The following is a 19293-nucleotide window of genomic DNA, read 5'->3' on the forward strand; positions in this document are numbered from 1 at the left end:
GTAAAAAAATCTATTGCTGCGATCGAAGATAATGGTATATAAATTTGCTCCGGAAATATACGTTGCTCCTTGAAGGCGCTTCGTAGCTGGATATCTGAATATAAAGACGAGGGGAATAAGGAAAATCCCTTTATGTCCTAGTATAATCGCCCAATAGTTTTGCTGGGCAAATGCATATCCTATTTTCATAGACAATATGGAAGTGAGGGAAGTTCTATGAATGGAGATTGGAATATGCCTGCGGCGATGCCTCCTGAGCAACAATTTTATGTACAGGAAGATATTGAACGCAGACCACCATTTGGTCCTGGCCCAGGATTTAAAGGAGGCTATGGCAGACCACCATTTGGAGTTCCAGGATTTGGAGGTCCGGGATTTGGTGGCCCAGGATTCGGCGGCCCAGGGTTTGGAGGCCCTGGATTCGGTGGCCCGTTTTTCGGCGGGTTCGGCGTTCCACTAATTGGTGGGTTAGCTGGCGGGCTTTTAGCAGGAACACTTGTGAATGCGTTCGATGATGGTGGCTACGGCTATTATCCACCCCCTTACCCACCGTATTATGGCGGGTATTAGCTAGATCAATGAAGAATAAAGATGAAATAGATAAATGGAAGATGCTTGATTCAAGGTCAGCTGTACTATACTCGTTGTCTGGTTGAATGAAAACCTCTTTATGATATATAAGCCATCACATGATGTATGTGGTGGCTTAGCTATTATTTGCTCCATTAACCGTTGACGGCTAATGAAGCGTTTGCTATCTTGAACAGGATTCATTGAAGGAAACAATATGCTGTGTATTTTATAAGGGAGGGCTCGGGTGATGAAGGTGCGATTAACAGATTACGATAAAAAATGGGTACAAATGTTTGAGCAGGAAGCGCGATTTCTTCGCGAGTTGCTAGGAAGTGAAATCACTACCTATAAAATGAAAAACCTTCCTACTGTTAGATTCGGAAGGTTTTTTTGTCATACACAATTTTAGTATAGCATGAAGAAATATAGTTTATTAGCCGATTTTGTTGAAGATCATTAAAAGCCTTATTAAACAAAAGCAACTAGTTAGGAAGAACTTTTATATTTAAAATTATTTCTTTACAGGTTCTAATTTCATCATAGCTCCAAAGTACTGTGAAGCAGTAGTAAACGAAATAAAAGCACAAAGTTCACTGATTTCTCCCTCAGTCATGCAATCCTGTAAAACGTTAAAAATTGAATTTGGTATATTCCCCCTTAGCTTTAAAAACACCTCCGTAAAAGCAACCGCAATAGAAGTTTTTTCATCAAACTTATCAGGATCAGGTTTACCTTTCACTTTACAATACTCACAACCATTACTTTGGGCTAACGTTCTCCTTATTTGCTCTTTTAATTCAGAAGAAAGCAATCCTCCTTTTTCTAATACTTTCCCTAAATGTGACCATCCTTTCATTACTTCTACATTGTGTCCTAAAAGTCGTTGAAATGGTGAGTCTCCGAAACTTGATTCCTTAATTCTTGCCATTTAAAATCCTCCTTTGCTATATTTAATTTTAGAAGATTTAATACAAAAATAACATTAAATTTGTAATGAGTAATCGATAAATTAATTAAACAATTAACGATATTAGGAGGATTTATTTAAAAATGAAAATTGATAATGTTGACAGAAAGATTTTAGATGAATTACATAAAAATAGTCGCTTATCTATGAGTGAACTTGGAAGAAGAGTTAACCTATCTTCTCCTTCTGTAACAGAACGGGTTAGACAAATGGAATCATTCGGTATTATTAAAAGCTATACATTAGAAATCGATTATGAGAAATTAGGTCTACCTATCCAATGTATAATTGAAGCAACAGTCAAAAATGGGGACTATACGTCGTTCAAAAACTTTATTCTAAAACTCCCAAACGTACATTTTTGTTATCGTATAGCTGGAAATGCTTGTTACATGCTTAAAATGCACTTTGAAAACTTATCAAAAGCGGAGAAATTCATAGAAGAAGTAAATCCGTACGCACAAACTGTAACACATTTTATTTTCTCACAAGTACCAACAGTTCCGCGTTCTGCGAACTAACATTAATATTCCTTTAGGGACTATTCAACTAACCCCTCTCTATAAAGAAAGAAGTATCTAGTGTGATTCCACAATCTGTCCCTTTTATGCTAATAGGCTCAAATCCTTATTCCGAAAGTACTGCAAATGTACACCTTACAAACTATGGATAGATGATTGGTAAGGAAGGTGTAAAATAGAAATAAAGTTATTTCACGTTAATATGCAAACATTATGTACCACAAATTCACCAAGTAAGTCTTAGTTATAGGGTTCATGTTATAAATCGCAAAGTAAAAGGAGCGTTTATCAATCCGCTATGATGACACGAGGTTCTACAGCAAAGCAAAGAAGCCCTTTGTAATGAATTGGTATAAAAAGAACCAACATATGTCAGATACCTAATGGAGCATGAGTGGAAGCACCCTTTCTGTGACAGCCACATTTACGAAAGGAGCCAAATCCGTTGGGGAAGAAGGAAAAGTGTTTGAATCAAAGAAAAAATAACTAGAAATGATGTTCATGAAACGAAGCTACTCGGAAATATCCTTCGCTTGCCGTGGGCGGCTGGTGAGCCCCTAATGCTGCGGGATCTCACCGATACCTCCCGTAAGACAGTGGGATGCTATTTACCACACTTGCTTTTTATTTCTAGCTTATCCGTCTTACCGGATGACCATTTTTGGCCTATTTCCATTCATATGGTGTTTCTTGATAGACGTAGTAATTAAGCCAGTTCGAGAACAGTAAATGTGCATGGGAGCGCCAGCGGTTTAATGGTTTTATTTCCGGATTATCGTTGGGAAAGTAATTTTTAGGAACAGCTGCATCGATGCCTTTATTTCGATCGCGATAATATTCGTCCGCAAGCGTAAGATCATCATATTCCAAATGACCAGTAACCATCACGTGTTTTTCATCCTTAGACAAGATAATAAATGGGTCATTGTCTAACGTCGATGACAGGAGTAGCAGCTTATCATTCTTTTCCACTTCCTCCGCTGATGTACCCGTATAACGGGAATGTGGTGCTAAGTATTCCTCATCAAATCCACGGACAAGCTCTACAGTAGAATTTGCCACTGTATGAGAGAGCACCCCTGTGCATTTAGCGGGTAGCTCAAATTTGCCGATACCATAATGATAATAAAGTGCTGCCTGGGCAGCCCAACAGATATGTAAGACAGAGGTAACATGTGTTTTCGACCATTCCATAATTTCAGAAAGCTCTTCCCAGTAATCAACCTGTTCAAAAGGCATGAGCTCCACAGGTGCACCAGTAATAATCATGCCATCAAATCGCTGGTTCTTGATATTGGCAAATGTATTATAAAATTGATTTAAATGGGACGGACTAACTGTCTTTGATTCATGTGTTGCTGTATGAAGGAATGTAACGGTAACCTGTAATGGCGAATTACCTAATAAACGCAGTAATTGTGTTTCCGTGCGTTCTTTTTCAGGCATTAGATTGACAATAACTATATTTAACGGACGAATATCTTGTGTCGTCGCCCGATCCGTATCCATTAAGAAGATGTTCTCTTCCTCTAACACATGACGTGCAGGTAATTGCTTAGGTACATTAATTGGCATGCTATTATCCCCCTTCCGATGATGCTATTTATTATAAAGTAAGATACGGATAAGTTCTATACCTCCTCTGAAAATCGTACAAAGTTTCAAAAGATATACGCAAATGATCACAATTCTCCACCTAAACATTTAAAATTGTGCCTTGCCAAGGTGGTTCATTTTAGAGGGTGTCTGATCAATAAGCTATTTAAATGAAATCAAATAATAGAGAAGATGGATATTATTATAAATCCAGTTGTAGTGGTTAAGTTTTTGGGGTATAGATTGTGCAAGTAATCTCTTAAAAAAATCTTTTGATAGATTATACATTCTCCTCCAAATAATAGATTATTCATAAAAAAGTAAATACATCTTTACATTTAGTGAGCTATATGTTTAAAATAATGTAAAGATATATTTACATAATGGAGGTGACAGTTATGCCTGTGAAGAATAACATTCGTCAGATCAGGAAAAAAAAGGGGATTAAGCAAATACAAATGGCTGAGAATTTAAAGGTTACCAGGCAAACATTTACAGCAATCGAAAAAAATAAATATAATCCCAGCCTGGAATTAGCATTAAAGATTGTGAAATATTTTGATATGCCAATAGAAGATATTTTCATTCTAGAGGAGGATAAATAATGAAAAGAAAATGGACATTAGTATATGGAGGAGTAGCCCTTTTAATAGGAACTTTGACTGCACAATTAGGAAATTATGTAAGCGATGACAATTTTAATTTTTCAATTGCTCCATTAATAGGTGTAATTCCAATTGCATTAATTTTAATAGTAATAAATATTGTACAGGTTTATCGAAAGAATGATGAAACTCCTGATTTAGATGAACGAACAGTAAAAAATATATTAAAATTTCAGCTCTTTTCTTCCAACATTTTTCTAGGGCTATTATTTATTTCATTATCAGTAATCACATTTCTAGATATTACAAAAGTTTCTACATTTTATTTATGGTTAATTATACTAATATATATGTGTATAAGTGGTATAGGTACACTAATCGTAAAAAGACAATAAGGTATAATCATAACACTTCTTTTAAATAACTTTGGTAGGGAAATAATTATAAGGGGAAAAATTTAATGATTGAAGAGATTATCGATCCGTTAATATTTTTTCGTTTCTCTATCAAGGAAATGCAGCACCCAGATTATTAAGAAAAGATATAATTTCTATGAAAAAACACTTAATAACTTAATGGGTATGTAAAAAATTTGGGGTAGGGCTGGTACTTCATGTGCCAGTCTAATACAAAATTATTTATTGCTCTAATAAAGAATAGGGTCTTTAGGAGCAATGAAACAGTTTAGGTAATAGTTATAATTTAGCTGTTAATTAGGAAGGAAGCTTAGAAAGTATTCCTTTCAAAGATGATTAGAGTGAATGTTTATTTTGAAAAACAGGGTATTGCTCATTAAGACAATACCCCTTCATAGATAAATTTACTTATGCAGCGCTGTCCCAATTGGAGATATCCTCTTCCAACGGAACATTGTTTGCTCGAGCCTTCTTCGCAGCCTTAAAGAATAGGACAAGTAGGATTATCGTTCCAATGACACCACCGGCCCAAGCAACGTTCATCGGTAAGCCGAAGCCGATTTGCTGGGATAGGATATAGGCGATTACCATAACAAGCATGAATGTACCTGGTATGAGTGAAACAAAGTAATTTTTCTTTGCGATATAAAGATACATCGCTCCTACAAATAGCGCGATCACAGCTGTGGCTTGGTTCGCCCAGCTAAAGTAACGCCATAAAATATTAAAGTCAATTTGCGTTAAGACAACCGAAATAGCAAACAGTGGTAAGGCAATCCATAAGCGGCTGGATAGCTTTTTCTGAGCGATCTTCAGATAATCTGCAATAATCATTCTTGCACTACGAAATGCAGTATCTCCGGACGTGATTGGCAAAACGATGACACCTAGGACAGCAAGTGTTCCACCGATTGCTCCTAGTAATACTGTGGAGGATTCACTTACAATTGCTCCTGGTCCGCCAGCTGCTAAGATATCACTTAGTCCTTGATAGCCATCAAACATGCTCATCGCTGCCGCTGCCCAAATCATTGCAATAATCCCTTCAGCAATCATCATACCGTAGAAAATTTTACGTCCTTCTTTTTCCTTCTTCGTTGTACGCGAAATAATCGGTGTCTGCGTTGCATGAAATCCAGAAAGCGCACCGCAAGTAATGGTAAAAAATAATAAAGGAAAGATAGGTGCATGGTCTGGGTGGAAGTTTTGTAAGGACAGCTCAGGAATCGGTGCACCAGTGACTACTAATCCAACACCAACGCCAAGTGCACTTAGTAATAGCAGTGCGCCAAAATATGGATAGAGTCTGCCAATGATTTTATCTACTGGAAGTAATGTAGCGACAATATAATAAACAAAAATAGCAGCAATAAAGATCCACACGGCAACACTACCATCTGTCAGTAAGTGAAGCAGGCTGGCTGGTGTTGAGACAAATACCGTACCTACTAATAACAGGAGCAGAACAGCGAATGCATTTACAATATGCTTCATGACCTTTCCTAAAAATTTACTAGCTAATTCCGGTAAATGGGCACCACGATTACGAATGGAAATCATCCCTGTTAAATAATCGTGTACCGCACCTGCAAAAATACAGCCAACAACAATCCAAATGAAGGCTGCTGGTCCATAGAGTGCTCCCATAATTGGTCCAAATACAGGGCCAGTACCAGCAATATTCAACAGCTGGATAAATGAATTTTTGGCGGTGCTCATTGGAATATAATCTACCCCATCAGCGTTTACATAAGCAGGTGTTGCTCGCTCCTGTTTTACACCGAATAATTTTTCAATGAATTTACCATATGTGAAATAACCGATAATCAGTAGTGCAATTCCAGCTAAAAAAGTATACAACGTGCTTTCCCCCTATTTTTATAAATGAATGCGATTACATAAAGTATAAAAGAAACCTAAGAAAGAAAGGGGGAATGGAGAATAACACGTAGAAAAATCAGATTAACATGTTAGCCTGTTCTATTAAGATGTAAAATAGCTTACTAGATTTCTAAACGCTGTCTTAATGCTTTGGCATAATTCCTGCTTACGGATAACACTTCGTCATGTCCATCTACATGCAGGTGATAGGCACCATTGAACCATGGGGTTAACCGGCTAACATATTCTAAATTCACTAAGAAGCTTTTATGAATCCGGAAAAATCCGTATGCAAGCAGCCTGCTTTCTAATTCCTTTAATGGAATCTTCGTTTCATATTCGCCGGTCTTCGTAATCAGCTTTGTTAATTTATCCATCCGTGACATATAGAGGATTTCTTTTGGCTCCAGATAAAAGATCTCCCCATCCGCATCAACGGCTAGCTTACCCGTTGGTTTCGTTTTATCGGTCTGCTGGCTAGTAAATAATTTATTTTCAATTCGTTGAATTGTCTCCTGTAATTGCTCCTCATCATAGGGCTTCAGCAAATAATCCACAGCATCATGACGGAATGCCTCCGCTGCAAATTGTGGATAGGCAGTTGCAAACACAATTAACGGTGCATGCCTCAGCTTTCGAATGGCTTCTGCTGCCTTCATCCCATCCATCTTCGGCATTTCCACATCCAAGAAGACAACATCTAGCTGGTGCTGAAGGGCCTTTTTCACAGCATCCTCGCCAGACGCAGCTTCATCAACGAGCTGAATAGAAGGAAAGCTGCTTAATAAATGCTTCAATTCATCTCTACTATATAATTCATCATCCACAATAAGTGTTTGAATTAACTGATCCATTGTTGTGACATCTCCTTATAGGGTATGGAAAACTGAATAGCAGTTCCTTGATTAATGCTACTGCTGATTTGCAGCGAAGCATTCTCGCCAAACATAATGCTTAATCTTCTATTTACATTGTATAGGGCCAAGCCACTGCCAGAGGCTGAATCAATAGGCGCTTGAATGATCTGCTCAGCCAGCTCCGTGCTCATTCCCTTGCCATTATCTGCTACATAGATGCAAATTCGATCTTGATTCCGGTTTATTTTTATTTTCAGCAAGCAATCTGTTTCTTTATCCTTAAAGCCGTGCTTCATGGCGTTTTCAATTATTGGTTGTAGCGTAAGTGGCGGAATAAGCTGGTTAAGTACACAAGGATCGATTTCATAGCTAACCGTTAATTTATTTTTAAATCGTTCTTCTTTAATGGATAAATAAGCCTTCACATGAGCCAATTCCTGTTGTAAGGTGATCGTGCTTTGGGTCGTAGCTGATAGATTCTGCCTGAGAAAATGAGAGAGAGACATGAGCATTTTTCGGGCTTTACCTGGATCTAAGCGGATTAAGGAGATAGTCGTATTCAGCGTATTAAACAAGAAGTGTGGACGAATCTGCGCTTGAAGCGCTTTTATCTCTGCCTCTTTTGCCAGCTGATAGGCACGATCTACCTCTGCCGTTTCAAGCTGGTGACTAATCATCGAACTAAGTCCTTTAATCAGCTCTTTTGTTACGTTTGTAATCTCCTTTTCCGAGCGAAAATAGAACTTTAAGGTGCCAATTGTCTTTCCGCATTGTCTAAGTGGTGCAATAACTGCTGCGCCTAAGGGGCAATTCGTAACTGCACAATGAATCGACTCCTGATTGGCAATCAAGACCTTCCCCTGTTGGATTGCATCAAGCGTAATCTTTGTTTGGATCGGACTATTGGTACGGTGGTGATCATGTCCAAGCCCAACATGTGCTAATATTTCCGAACGATTCGTAATCGAAACAGCACTCGTTTGAATTTCCTGATGGATAATATGACAAACGGCTTCAGCCGCCGTTGGTGTTAATCCATGCTGTAGGTGAGAAATCGTCTGATCGGCAATACGAAGCGTCTTCTGCGCTTGGAGAGCGCTTACTTTTTCTTCCTCGCTTAATACATTTTTAATGACGAGCAGGAATAGTGCAGATCCAAGCCCATTTGCTAAAATCATGGGAATGCCAATAATGTTCACAAGTGCGCTTGCCTGTTCAAACGGCTGGGCAATCATTAAAATAATTAACATTTGCAGGGACTCCGCAAGCGCACCAATAATAAATGCGGTTTGCAGTCTCACCCGTTTATGCTTTTTATAAAATAGACTAGCAAGGATACTAGCGATTATCGTGGCAAGACCACAGGCAATTGCCGTAAATCCGCCTAAGGTAAATCGATGTAATCCGGCAATGATCCCAGCGCCAATTCCAACCGTTGGACCGCCAAGCAGGCTTGCAATTACCACACCGATAACACGCGAGTTGGCAATTGCTTCATCAGCCGTTAGCTCCGCTGCCCAACGGTGAAACTCCAAATTCTCTGTGCTAAGACTAACACCTGAATACGTACCGATAATGCCGAAGAAGCCGAAGAATAGAATGGCGGTAAATTGCTGTCGGCGATTCAGTTGATTTTGATAGAACATACTGCGGAAAAATCGGAACCTTGTTAAGATGAATGCGATCGTAACGAGAATCCCAATCCGTTCTACCATGGTTAATAATAATTCCCACACAGAAATAACCCCTCCTTACCGAGCGGATTTAGCTACATCTAGTATAGCAGTTTTCGTAGAATTGAACGAAAATTTAGGTAGAAGGGTCTAGTGAAAGAGGTGCTTTGCCTAACAAATTGCTTTTGAGATTTACAGTAAAGGGAAAATGAAGATAATGTATTTGGCAGGGAAGGTGGGAGAACGCGGCACTTCGTTAAAAGATTTTAGATTTTTTGGGAAATAATGGTTTGAACATCTTTAAATAATTCTAACCAGTATTATGAAGTGATAACAGATGAATAAAACTTGAAGGTCAAAGTCCAAGGCCTTAAGGATTTATTCTTTAATAGGCATATATATTACTTTTAAATCAATAGGTATAATGAAGAGGTGTAAAGGAAAGGTCAAGTGATCTAAAGTATAGAAAGACCTAAAGTCAATAATATAAACACTTGATCGAACAGTCGCAAGTTCTAACGCATTTAGCCTTATAAAAATATTGCTATACTTCATAACATGATTTCTGTTTACTCTCGGATGAAATAAAGGTGCGTTTGTCATATAATTACTCATAAGAAGTGTTATATTTGAATTTTTTGGTTGTTTTAGAGACTACATATTTTTCAAGAAGAATAAACTAGTTCAAAGAATGAGAGGGGTTAAGGTGGATAACAATCTAATACAACAGCTCTCAGACATAAAATCCGAATGTCAACGATTGGAGAAAGAAAATCAAAGACTGAAAGAAATATTGAAAAAACATAATATTCCCTTCGGTTGTGACCAAGAGAGTAGAAATGATAAAAATGAAGAGATTGTACGACGAATCCAATTATTTAAAAACTTGTTCAAGGGCAGAAACGATGTATATGCACATCGTTGGGAAATAAAAAATGGCAAATCTGGTTATTCTCCAGTATATAAAGAAATAGATTCTTCTGTCGTTTTCGAGAGACAAGGAGCTAATGATGATAATGACTATAATAAAACGGCCTATAAACCTTTAACAGATAAATCTATTTATAACCATCTTATTGGTAAAGAAATAGTGGGGATATATCCTCTTTTACATGATAATACATGTTGGTTTTTAGCACTGGATTTTGACAAAGGAAAATGGAAGGAAGAATCAAGAGCACTTGCTTCTACGTGCCATCAATACGATATTCCAGTAGCGATCGAACGTTCAAGGTCTGGAGAGGGCTGTCATATTTGGATTTTTTTCAATGAGAGAATTCCTGCTTCGAAATCCCGGGCACTGGGGAATTTCTTACTTACTGAAACGTTAAAAATCAAGCTTTGGTCTAAGTTATATTCCTTTGATCGAATGTTTCCGACGCAGGATAGTAGAAAAATGAAAGGCTTGGGGAATTTAATTGCGTTACCTTTGCAGAAAAAAGCGAGAGCAGAAAAGAATAGTGTTTTTATTGATAAGGATATGAATGTTATCCCTAATCAGTGGGAGTTTTTGCGAAATATAAAGAAACTTAGCATAACAAAATTGGAAGCTATTTTAATCAATAATGCTGTGGTACATAAAACGGAACAACATATGAACATAGAACCGAACCCGAAACACATTCATGCAGTATTGAAAAATGGAATTTATATACGTAAACAGGCACTTCCAGCTAAACTTTTGGATGAGATTATTCGTTTAGCTGTATTCTATAATCCAAACTATTACAAGGCGAGGGCAAAGCGGTTATCGACGCATGATATACCCAGAAGCATTGATTGCTCCTGGCAAGACACGGAACATGTCATTATTCCAAGAGGGTGTATCAATTCTTTAAAAGATTTATTACAAAATAAATCGATTCAATTAACAATTACCAATCAGTGTTATCAGGGAAAAGCTATTTCATGTGAATTTCAAGGGGATTTGAGCTTCCAGCAAGCAGAGGCCGTCGACCAATTAATACATGTAGATAACGGTGTAATAGCAGCTACGACGGGCTTCGGAAAAACTGTTTTAGCAGCTTCCCTAATTGCCCAAAGAGGTATAAACACATTAATTATTGTTCATCGGAAACAATTAATCAATCAATGGAAAGAGAAGTTATTGGCTTTCTTAAAAATCAGCGAAAAAAGTATCGGCCAAATCGGTGGGGGGAAGAATAAGCCTTCGCATTGTGTAGATATTGCTACCATTCAAAGCTTAAATAGAAATGACGGTGTTAAAAATAGTTTGACGGAATATGGCCAAGTAATTGTCGATGAATGCCACCATATTTCTGCATTTAGCTTTGAAAAGGTATTACAGCATGTTATGGCCAATTATGTTTACGGACTAACAGCTACGCCATCAAGGAAAGACGGATTGCACCCGATCATGAACATGCAATGTGGTCCGATTGTGTACAAGGTTAGCGCTAAAAAACAAGCGAAGGTTCGCCCATTCCAACATATTTTAATCCCAAGGCATACGTCATTCAAAAGTGCTTTAGAAGATGATGAGAAGAAAATGGTGGAGCTTGGTACAGAATTAGTAAATCATCAAAAGAGAAATGGATTGATATTTAATGATGTCTTAAAAGAGCTAGATAATCATTCGACACCTATTATTTTAACGGAAAGAATCGAGCATATCCGTACATTGGAGCAAATGTTTAAAGGATTTGTGAAAAACATTATTATCTTGAACGGTAATTTATCCGCTAAGCAAAAGCAGCAGCAATTAAATGCTTTAAACGAAATATCGGATCAAGAAACACTTATTATTGCGACGGGTAAATATATTGGGGAAGGCTTTGATAATGATCGTTTGGATTGTTTATTTCTTGTTTATCCTATTTCCTGGGAAGGAACGTTACAGCAATACGTAGGGCGGCTCCATCGACTACACCAAAATAAAACCGAGGTAAAAGTCTATGACTATGTTGATCATCAAGAGCCATTTTTACAATCAATGTACAAAAAACGGCTTAAAGGATATCATTCGATTGGATACAGAACGAAAGAGAAAAGTGCAAATGATCCAGAGCAAATGGAATTGTTTTAGTTGTTGATTGTAATATTAATATCTGAGTTGGACGATTATGTGAAATATTTTATTGAAGCCCATGAGATCACTATTCGTTTTCGGTATAGCAAGTGTTCATTTTTCTTAAATTAGATTATTAATTTTAAAGGCAATTTATATAGCTTATTTTTCGTTTTTAATAAAAAATGTGGTGTAATGATAGACCACAACTCAATCCTATCCTATGATCAAAAAAACCCCAAAGGATAGAGAAAGAAAAGCTAGCTGTTGAGGCATAAATATTTCAACTAGCCTCTTTTATAGAAGAGGCATTAAAAATATCACTGATATCATCATTCGTTGAAGGGAATCCACTAATGAAGATGATCTGGACATGTTCGATTCAGTAATAAGACTATTTCTTTTGCGCAGTATCAAGGTAGAAGGGTCTAGTGAGAAGTGTTCATAAGGGGATATATAAGACCTAGCCAGTAGCTAGGTCTTATAAGCTAGTTTAAAAGATTACTTATCTTATCTGGGGGATTGTACGGGCTAGTTGAAAAAGATCCCGGCTAATCGTATGTCCCTTTTGAAATACCAAGTTATTCATCAACACGTAATTAGTAAACTTTATCTCCATTAAAGATGGAGTTCTTAACGACAACATAGTCTACATGGCGAATCGACTCCAGCTTGTTGCCACCTGCATAAGAAATCGATGATTGTAGATCCTGCTCCATTTCCTTTAGCGTATCTGTAAGGGAGCCTTTATGCTCCACAAGCATTTTCTTTCCCTCTACATTTTTCTTTTCCCCTTTTTGAAATTCAGAGGCAGAGCCAAAATATTCCTTCAGCACCTTACCGTCCCTTTCAATCGTTTCGCCAGGGGATTCCTCATGTCCTGCGAATAATGAACCGATCATTACCATGGTTGCACCAAAGCGAATGGATTTCGCGATATCACCGTGTGTCCGGATGCCACCGTCGGCAATAATAGGCTTGCTTGCTGCTTTTGCACACCAACGAAGTGCCGCCAATTGCCAGCCACCTGTACCAAAGCCTGTTTTTATTTTAGTAATACATACTTTCCCAGGACCGATTCCCACTTTTGTCGCATCAGCACCAGCATTTTCTAATTCTCTAACCGCCTCAGGTGTTCCAATGTTTCCAGCAATGACAAAGCTTTGAGGTACATGCTGTTTAATATGCTTGATCATTTTAATAACTGCTTCTGAATGACCATGAGCGATATCAATGGTGATATATTCTGGTGTTAGCTGCTCATCAGCTAGTTGCTTCACAAATCCATACTCTTCTTCTTTTACACCAACGCTAATCGAAGCAATTAGGCCTCGCGCTTGCATATCTTTGATAAAGGCAATACGCTTCTCTGGTTCGAAGCGGTGCATGATATAGAAGTAATCATTTTCTGCTAAAAACAAAGCAATCTTTTCATCTATGATCGTCTGCATATTTGCAGGAACGACTGGTAATTTAAAGGTGTTTCCACCTAACGTAACAGTTGTATCACATTCTGCACGGCTATTCACCATACATTTTGCAGGAATTAGCTGAATATCTTCGTAATCAAATACATTTTCCATGATTTACACCCCAAAATCCGAATGATTTTATATAATATATTATGATTGTTCGTCTATTAGTAATGTACCTCATTTTGTAGCAAAAGTCAAAATATAAAATGTAAAGGCTTAACTAATCAATACATGTCACCGATTAACGATGAAAAGAAGTATGATAAGCGCTTAAACCATACACTGTGTAGAAGGTATTATCCTTCTCCTAACAGAGAGGGCAGTAAGCGAGGCACGGTAGGGAAAAGAAAAATTCTCCCCATTCGCTGCATCTATTTTATTGACATAATATCAGTCTGCTTGGTGTTCTTTTAAACACAATAAATACTCCCTTCATAGTAGTAAGAGAATTTTTATTTTCTCTGTCTACGATAAAGGGAGCATATCACAATGGTTCGGATTATTATGTGAATAGAATACTTTTGTCAGATTCATTTTAATCAGGTTGAAAGTCAATGGCTCTTCTTTTTTTTAATGGAGTCAACAATAATGTGAAAAGCCATAGCTAAACCAAAAGCAAAAAATATAACAATAACTATGTTTAATAATACACTCCAAACATTATAGCTAGGTAAATAAGAAAATAACATAAACATAGGAACTATAAATATTAAGTCTAATAATCCTATTCTATTAAAAACACTATTTAAATGATTCAATTACAACACCCACTTAGGAAAGTATTTTACAAGCCTGTCTTTACCTCCATACGTATCGACTGTTGTTTGAAATAAATATTTACAAACTGCTCCTCCAGCAAAACTTATTTGCGTATCAAATTCTTTATTTCTAGGAAGGTCACGTAAATCCCTCTCTACCTTGCAAATTCTTTTTTTGAAAGATGGGCGAAAACCACATGACAAGAGTCTAGTAAACAAAAATTTTTATATAAAATCGATTGTAATTAAAACTGCGAATTTACTAAAATGACTAGTAGAGCTGTAGCGTTTATTGAAGGTGCCATTCTCAATAATAATTAGATAAGGAAACATAATAAATTAAAATGCAGCAACTTGATGTGAGAATGATATAATGGAAGTATGACAATCAAGAAATGAGGGTGATGAGGATGGATTTGAAGCGAATTGCTGTATTCTGTGGCTCAAGCGCTGGTCAGGACAGTGTTTATATAGAAAACGCAAAGCAACTAGGTGAAGCGATGGCAGCAAACAATAAAACCTTGGTATATGGCGGTGCCCAGGTCGGTTGTATGGGAGCTGTGGCAAATGCTGTGTTAGATCAAGGTGGCCAAGCGATTGGCGTAATCCCCCAAAAGCTAATGGATGTAGAAATTGCCCATGAGCATTTAACAGAGCTTCATGTAGTAGAAACGATGCATGAGCGTAAGGCAAAAATGGCAGATTTAGCCGATGGTTTTGTAGCATTACCAGGTGGAGCGGGAACGTTAGAGGAATGGTTCGAGGTGTTTACATGGGCACAATTAGGATATCATGATAAGCCAATCGCTTTATTGAATGTCAACGGCTTTTACGATCCACTCATTCAAATGCTAGACCATACAATTGATGAAGGATTTATGAAAAAGGAATATCGCGATATGATTATTGTTGCCGAAGAGCCAGCAGCATTAATTGATAAAATGAATCGTTATGAAGCTAGCTATGTAGTGAAATGGTAGAAAGAGAGGAAGGGAACTGTCCGAAGAGATAGCTTCCCTTTTTACACTATTGGAATACACTAACCTTGTTCCTGGAGGTTCCGCCCATTCGTTAGTATCATCTGAGGCTGCGCATGACTGTTTCTCATAAGGTTATCGTATAATACAGTTGCTTTATTTGCAGCTGCTTGATGAGACATGAGGTTATGCTACATAGGTTGCTCTATAATACTAGACATGTAGCTTTAACCGCTTTTTAGCTTTCCGTTCTTCTGCGCTTACAGGAATGTGATTCTTTGCCTTTGCTAGACCATAGATGGGCATATTTCCATATATCGATTCATAGTGCCCTTTCGGAACAACATATGTTTCATGATAGATACCAACAGCATTCGTAGCGCTCGCCTTTTGATTAAATGCCCGCCAAGCAGCCAAATGCTTCTGCCCCCTTGCATAGTTCAACAAATGCTCTGTTGACTGCCAATATTGGATCATCACCGTTGTTCGTAAGCCGAAGTAATTCTCCATCGCTAGAAACCCTAACTCCTCTTGATGTGTATACAGCTCCTTAATCATGCCAGGCATTGCGGTAAAAACAGGAAGCCATTTGTGAACAGCCAGCCGACGATTAATCCGCATGCCAATTAGAAAGACAACCATATCCTCATCATTTTCTGTCGTATAGCGACCGTGAAAGATCTGTTTCCCCATCTTAATCCTCCTCCTGATTGATTTGTCCCTTGGTTACCTCACACCACTCCATGGTGGCTTTCGTCATCCGCTTGCCATAATCCAACGTGTACAGCCAATAGTTTGCATCCGCGCTTTCTAGGTGGCTGCCTTTGATCATTTGTTCGATGGATTGATAGGTTTCATAACGCTCCAGTAATTTTTGCTTGTAGTCCTGTAGTAGCGCTAAGGTATGCTCTGTACGCTGGTGGCGACTGAAGAAAAGCTTCAAAATGACTTCATTTCGCTCGACAGGAATCTGCTGAAGCGGCTGCTCCAGCCATTCCTGTAACGTTTTTTTACCTTCTGCGGTTAAGGTGTATTCTTTGCGATCTGGCTTCCCATCCTGAGCTGTCGTCGTAACGGTTGCTAACCCATCGGCTACTAGCTTTTTTAAGGTTGGATAAATCTGTCCATAGCTAATTTTCCAAAAGTGATTTAAGCTCTGATCGATCAATTGCTTTATCTCATACCCCGTACGACAATCTGTCGTTAATATTCCAAGCAATGCATAGGTGGTGTGATTGTAGGTTTTATTCATATTTGTTCATTCCTATCTATATGATATGTATCATTTAGATATATAATACAAGAAAGAATTCAAGAGGACAAGTTAATTTTTGGAAGATTTATGTAAACTGCGAGGAGAATTTGTTATAGTAAAGAAAAAACGATGGGGTGTTGGGGATGAAGGTTATGCTATCAGCTATATTGGAAATCGTCCGTGTGCTTGTGGTTATAGTTTTCTTTTTTGTGTTAATTGGAATAGTTGTGAATGGTGTTTTTGAAAATACGACCAACCTAGACGTTCAAGAACTAATCGAGGACAATGGATATTTGTTTTTCTTTCGACTTCTTCAAGGAGTAGGGGTAGTAGGGGTCATCTATATTTTGTATCGCAATAAGTATCAATTCTCAGGTTGGTATAGAGGAAAACAAATGCAGCGTTTATCGAAGCGAACAACAAGGATGTTACTTTGCATTAGCCTTGTTTGTATGTTCGCACTATATGCTGTTGTTTGGTTGGTAGTGTAGTTTTTAATTGGTAAGTTGAAGGAAATGGGTTGTATGGTATTATGCTGAAATAAGGGATAGAAAAATTCGAAAAAGGAAGTTACGTATTATGAAAATTACGATTGTATCGGTTGGAAAATTAAAGGAAAAATACTTGAAGCAAGGTATTGACGAATACATGAAACGGTTAAACGCTTACGCCAAAGTGTCGATAAAAGAAGTAGCGGATGAAAAAGCACCAGAAAATATGAGCGAAGCAGAAATGCTGGAGGTCAAGGAGAGGGAAGGCGAGCGCATCTTATCACAGCTTTCCGCAGACTCCTATGTCATCACACTAGAGATCAATGGCAGGATGCTAAGCTCAGAACAGCTTGCCAAGAAAATGGACGAGCTAGCTACATACGGTAAAAGTAAAATTGCCTTTGTCATCGGTGGGTCTTTAGGAATCAGTGAGGGAGTACAAAAACGAAGCGACTTAGCATTGTCCTTTTCAAAAATGACATTTCCTCATCAATTGATGCGCTTGGTATTGTTGGAGCAGGTTTATCGTGGGTTTCGGATTAATAGAGGTGAACCGTATCATAAGTAAATGAGGTTTTTTTATAAGAATTTTCGAAAGCGGGGTATTTATATGTCAGGTTACGAACTAGTAAAGGATTCATCTGTTAGTAAACCATCTAGTTTTTGGAGTTTTGTTTCATAAGTTTTAGCAGAAACGTATATAGAGAAATAAGAGTCTGTTATATCAATACTCTTATTTCTCTGATAAATATCATTATGGGGTATCGTCAGGAAAATGAGCTTAGCGTTGTAAGTCCGCATTTTCCTGACGGTACCCCTAAAAAAAGTTATGATTTTAAATCAGATATTAAATAAAAGTAAACAACTATTCCTAATGGTATACATAAGTAAACAATCGGAGTCACCATGTATATAGGAATCGTACCTAAATAAGTAGTGCAAATGACGATCAATATTGAGATCAAATGTTTTTTTAAGAGTTTATAACACAAAAAGCCTAGTATTCCTCCAATGATTGATATAAAGATAATTGATACAATTATTGTAATTGCCACAAAATTCTCCTTCCACTGTAATATTTTGTTGATATGATTAATACAAATAACATAAGGGGTGTTTAAATGGGAATAAAAACTAAATATTCATTTGTTTTACTTCTAGTATTTACCTTATTTTTTGCTTTCCAAAACAGCAATGTCTCCGCAGAATCTACTAAGATATCTTCAGAAGAAATATCCGAAATTACTAAGCATATGAAAAAAGATGGCATCTCAGATAGTGATATTGAAAAGGTTATCCAAAAGATAAAAGCTGGGAAAACTTTAGATTCAACTAAAGCAATGCAAAGTAACGAAAAAATGTTTTTCTCTAATCAAGATATTTTAGAGAGTGATAATAATGGATTAATTTCTACTTTAGAAAATAGCGAACCCGTCACTAAAATGATTAAATATGATGATGGTTCTTATACAAAACTCCAAGTAGATGTTCTTGATGATATAATAGATAATAACACTATTAACAGAAAAATAGGAAATTTAGCTTCTAACGGAGTTTACAAAACAATAAAAGTGAGTGGTTCGACTCCATTCAACAAAGCATCTTTTAAAGCTAGAGTATATCTTAACACTCACTTAGGTAATAATTTCATAGATAAAGTGTATCAAAGTACCGTTAATATTTTCACAATCGGCGGGTCATACAGTAATGAAAATTTAAAAATCACTAGAAAATATGAAATTAGAAGTAAAGGCATAACTGCAAAGTCTCGTCTTGTATATGATTTTAAAAGTTTTAATGACCTCGGTGCCTTTAAGGTCTATCTAAAAATGCATACTGGCGATAAATTAAAAGACAGATATGGAATATGGGTTTCTATGACTGGTGGCACAGCAAAATATGAATGATTCTATTTTCAACCATAAGAGATGGACCTTGTAATGGTTCATTTCTTTTTTTAATTGAGTATCTTATCCCCTTCTTGCATAACCAAGTACAGATTTTGTTTATATATCAACATAAGGCCAGACTATTTGGATATTTCAAATGCCATATCACAATCTCCACAATTTATATTAATATTCTTCGTTGTTGATCTTACGCTAGTATAACAATTAGGGCACAACCATTTGATGGAATTCCCTTTACTTTCACCCTCACGCTCTTGACTACTTTCTGACGGTGTACCGCCTTCCTCAATAACCTGATAATAATCATCTG

General features: G+C 37.2%; 19 protein-coding genes and 1 pseudogene. 10 read left to right on the forward strand and 10 right to left on the reverse strand.

Features of this window, described 5'->3' with window-relative positions; translation table 11 throughout:
• Nucleotides 1–216 precede the first annotated feature (216 nt).
• Together JUJ52_RS19970 and JUJ52_RS19975 are read left to right on the forward strand one after the other, a co-directional pair.
• Nucleotides 217–570, forward strand: coding sequence for a hypothetical protein (locus JUJ52_RS19970; RefSeq protein ID WP_308036057.1), 354 nt, complete (start codon nucleotides 217–219; stop codon nucleotides 568–570).
• A 250-nt stretch (nucleotides 571–820) separates the two neighbouring features.
• Entirely contained in the window at nucleotides 821–982 is a 162-nt protein-coding gene (locus tag JUJ52_RS19975) for a GrpB family protein (protein ID WP_161629279.1), read from the forward strand.
• 102 nt (nucleotides 983–1084) lie between these two features.
• Here the strand turns inward: JUJ52_RS19975 and JUJ52_RS19980 are convergent, their stop codons facing one another.
• The gene (locus tag JUJ52_RS19980; RefSeq protein ID WP_205389332.1) at nucleotides 1085–1501 is read right to left on the reverse strand and encodes a carboxymuconolactone decarboxylase family protein; all 417 of its coding nucleotides are present in this window, start codon (nucleotides 1499–1501) and stop codon (nucleotides 1085–1087) included.
• A 122-nt stretch (nucleotides 1502–1623) separates the two neighbouring features.
• Between JUJ52_RS19980 and JUJ52_RS19985 the strand changes: the two genes are divergently transcribed.
• A complete protein-coding gene (locus tag JUJ52_RS19985; protein WP_026681916.1) occupies nucleotides 1624–2061 on the forward strand; it encodes an Lrp/AsnC family transcriptional regulator in 438 nt (145 codons plus the stop codon).
• A 666-nt stretch (nucleotides 2062–2727) separates the two neighbouring features.
• Here the strand turns inward: JUJ52_RS19985 and metA are convergent.
• Nucleotides 2728–3636: a homoserine O-acetyltransferase MetA gene (metA, locus tag JUJ52_RS19990; protein ID WP_026681917.1), complete on the reverse strand. Its 909-nt coding sequence runs from the start codon at nucleotides 3634–3636 to the stop codon at nucleotides 2728–2730.
• A gap of 419 nt (nucleotides 3637–4055) precedes the next feature.
• On the opposite strand from metA, the gene JUJ52_RS19995 reads away from it, so the two are divergent.
• A complete protein-coding gene (locus JUJ52_RS19995) occupies nucleotides 4056–4262 on the forward strand; it encodes a helix-turn-helix transcriptional regulator (protein WP_228089151.1) in 207 nt (68 codons plus the stop codon).
• The gene (locus JUJ52_RS20000) at nucleotides 4262–4657 is read left to right on the forward strand and encodes a YwiC-like family protein (protein WP_228089152.1); all 396 of its coding nucleotides are present in this window, start codon (nucleotides 4262–4264) and stop codon (nucleotides 4655–4657) included. The genes JUJ52_RS19995 and JUJ52_RS20000 overlap by 1 nt, the downstream gene beginning before the upstream one ends.
• A gap of 429 nt (nucleotides 4658–5086) precedes the next feature.
• Here the strand turns inward: JUJ52_RS20000 and JUJ52_RS20005 are convergent, their stop codons facing one another.
• The 3 genes from JUJ52_RS20005 to JUJ52_RS20015 form a co-directional block, all read right to left on the reverse strand.
• Nucleotides 5087–6538 carry a carbon starvation CstA family protein gene (locus JUJ52_RS20005; RefSeq protein ID WP_026681918.1) on the reverse strand — a complete coding sequence of 484 codons (1452 nt, stop codon included), beginning with the start codon at nucleotides 6536–6538 and terminating at the stop codon, nucleotides 5087–5089.
• Nucleotides 6539–6681: 143 nt separating this feature from the next.
• Entirely contained in the window at nucleotides 6682–7413 is a 732-nt protein-coding gene (locus JUJ52_RS20010) for a LytR/AlgR family response regulator transcription factor (protein ID WP_205389331.1), read from the reverse strand.
• Complete coding sequence (locus tag JUJ52_RS20015) at nucleotides 7401–9152, reverse strand: sensor histidine kinase (RefSeq protein WP_205389330.1); 1752 nt, start codon at nucleotides 9150–9152, stop codon at nucleotides 7401–7403. The genes JUJ52_RS20010 and JUJ52_RS20015 overlap by 13 nt, the downstream gene beginning before the upstream one ends.
• A 643-nt stretch (nucleotides 9153–9795) precedes the next feature.
• Here JUJ52_RS20015 and JUJ52_RS20020 point away from each other — a divergent pair.
• Nucleotides 9796–12135 carry a DEAD/DEAH box helicase gene (locus tag JUJ52_RS20020; RefSeq protein ID WP_228089153.1) on the forward strand — a complete coding sequence of 780 codons (2340 nt, stop codon included), beginning with the start codon at nucleotides 9796–9798 and terminating at the stop codon, nucleotides 12133–12135.
• A 581-nt stretch (nucleotides 12136–12716) separates the two neighbouring features.
• Here JUJ52_RS20020 and guaC read toward each other — a convergent pair.
• Both guaC and JUJ52_RS20030 read right to left on the reverse strand, forming a co-directional pair.
• Nucleotides 12717–13700 carry a GMP reductase gene (gene guaC, locus JUJ52_RS20025; protein WP_205389329.1) on the reverse strand — a complete coding sequence of 328 codons (984 nt, stop codon included), beginning with the start codon at nucleotides 13698–13700 and terminating at the stop codon, nucleotides 12717–12719.
• A gap of 443 nt (nucleotides 13701–14143) precedes the next feature.
• Nucleotides 14144–14350 (reverse strand): DUF6007 family protein, encoded by a 207-nt coding sequence (locus JUJ52_RS20030; RefSeq protein WP_026681923.1) that lies wholly within the window; start codon nucleotides 14348–14350, stop codon nucleotides 14144–14146.
• A 416-nt stretch (nucleotides 14351–14766) separates the two neighbouring features.
• On the opposite strand from JUJ52_RS20030, the gene JUJ52_RS20035 reads away from it, so the two are divergent.
• On the forward strand, nucleotides 14767–15330 hold the full coding sequence (locus JUJ52_RS20035) for an LOG family protein (RefSeq protein WP_026681924.1): 564 nt from the start codon (nucleotides 14767–14769) through the stop codon (nucleotides 15328–15330).
• 210 nt (nucleotides 15331–15540) lie between these two features.
• Here JUJ52_RS20035 and JUJ52_RS20040 read toward each other — a convergent pair whose 3' ends face one another.
• Together JUJ52_RS20040 and JUJ52_RS20045 are read right to left on the reverse strand one after the other, a co-directional pair.
• Nucleotides 15541–16020 (reverse strand): DUF4188 domain-containing protein, encoded by a 480-nt coding sequence (locus JUJ52_RS20040; protein ID WP_121604166.1) that lies wholly within the window; start codon nucleotides 16018–16020, stop codon nucleotides 15541–15543.
• A 1-nt stretch (nucleotide 16021) separates the two neighbouring features.
• Nucleotides 16022–16579, reverse strand: a complete 558-nt coding sequence (locus JUJ52_RS20045; RefSeq protein WP_121604165.1) for a PadR family transcriptional regulator — start codon at nucleotides 16577–16579, stop codon at nucleotides 16022–16024.
• Between the two features lie 146 nt (nucleotides 16580–16725).
• On the opposite strand from JUJ52_RS20045, the gene JUJ52_RS20050 reads away from it, so the two are divergent.
• From JUJ52_RS20050 to JUJ52_RS20060, 3 genes are all read left to right on the forward strand, one after another.
• On the forward strand, nucleotides 16726–17073 hold the full coding sequence (locus JUJ52_RS20050; protein ID WP_205389328.1) for a hypothetical protein: 348 nt from the start codon (nucleotides 16726–16728) through the stop codon (nucleotides 17071–17073).
• An 88-nt stretch (nucleotides 17074–17161) separates the two neighbouring features.
• Nucleotides 17162–17641 carry a 23S rRNA (pseudouridine(1915)-N(3))-methyltransferase RlmH gene (rlmH, locus tag JUJ52_RS20055; protein ID WP_205389327.1) on the forward strand — a complete coding sequence of 160 codons (480 nt, stop codon included), beginning with the start codon at nucleotides 17162–17164 and terminating at the stop codon, nucleotides 17639–17641.
• A gap of 553 nt (nucleotides 17642–18194) precedes the next feature.
• On the forward strand, nucleotides 18195–18980 hold the full coding sequence (locus JUJ52_RS20060; RefSeq protein ID WP_205389326.1) for a hypothetical protein: 786 nt from the start codon (nucleotides 18195–18197) through the stop codon (nucleotides 18978–18980).
• Nucleotides 18981–19102: 122 nt separating this feature from the next.
• Here JUJ52_RS20060 and JUJ52_RS20065 read toward each other — a convergent pair.
• A pseudogene (locus JUJ52_RS20065) lies at nucleotides 19103–19293 on the reverse strand (hypothetical protein); the annotation flags it as partial.

It is taken from the genome of Virgibacillus sp. AGTR (assembly GCF_016919725.2).
GTDB lineage: Bacteria > Bacillota > Bacilli > Bacillales > Amphibacillaceae > Virgibacillus > Virgibacillus salarius.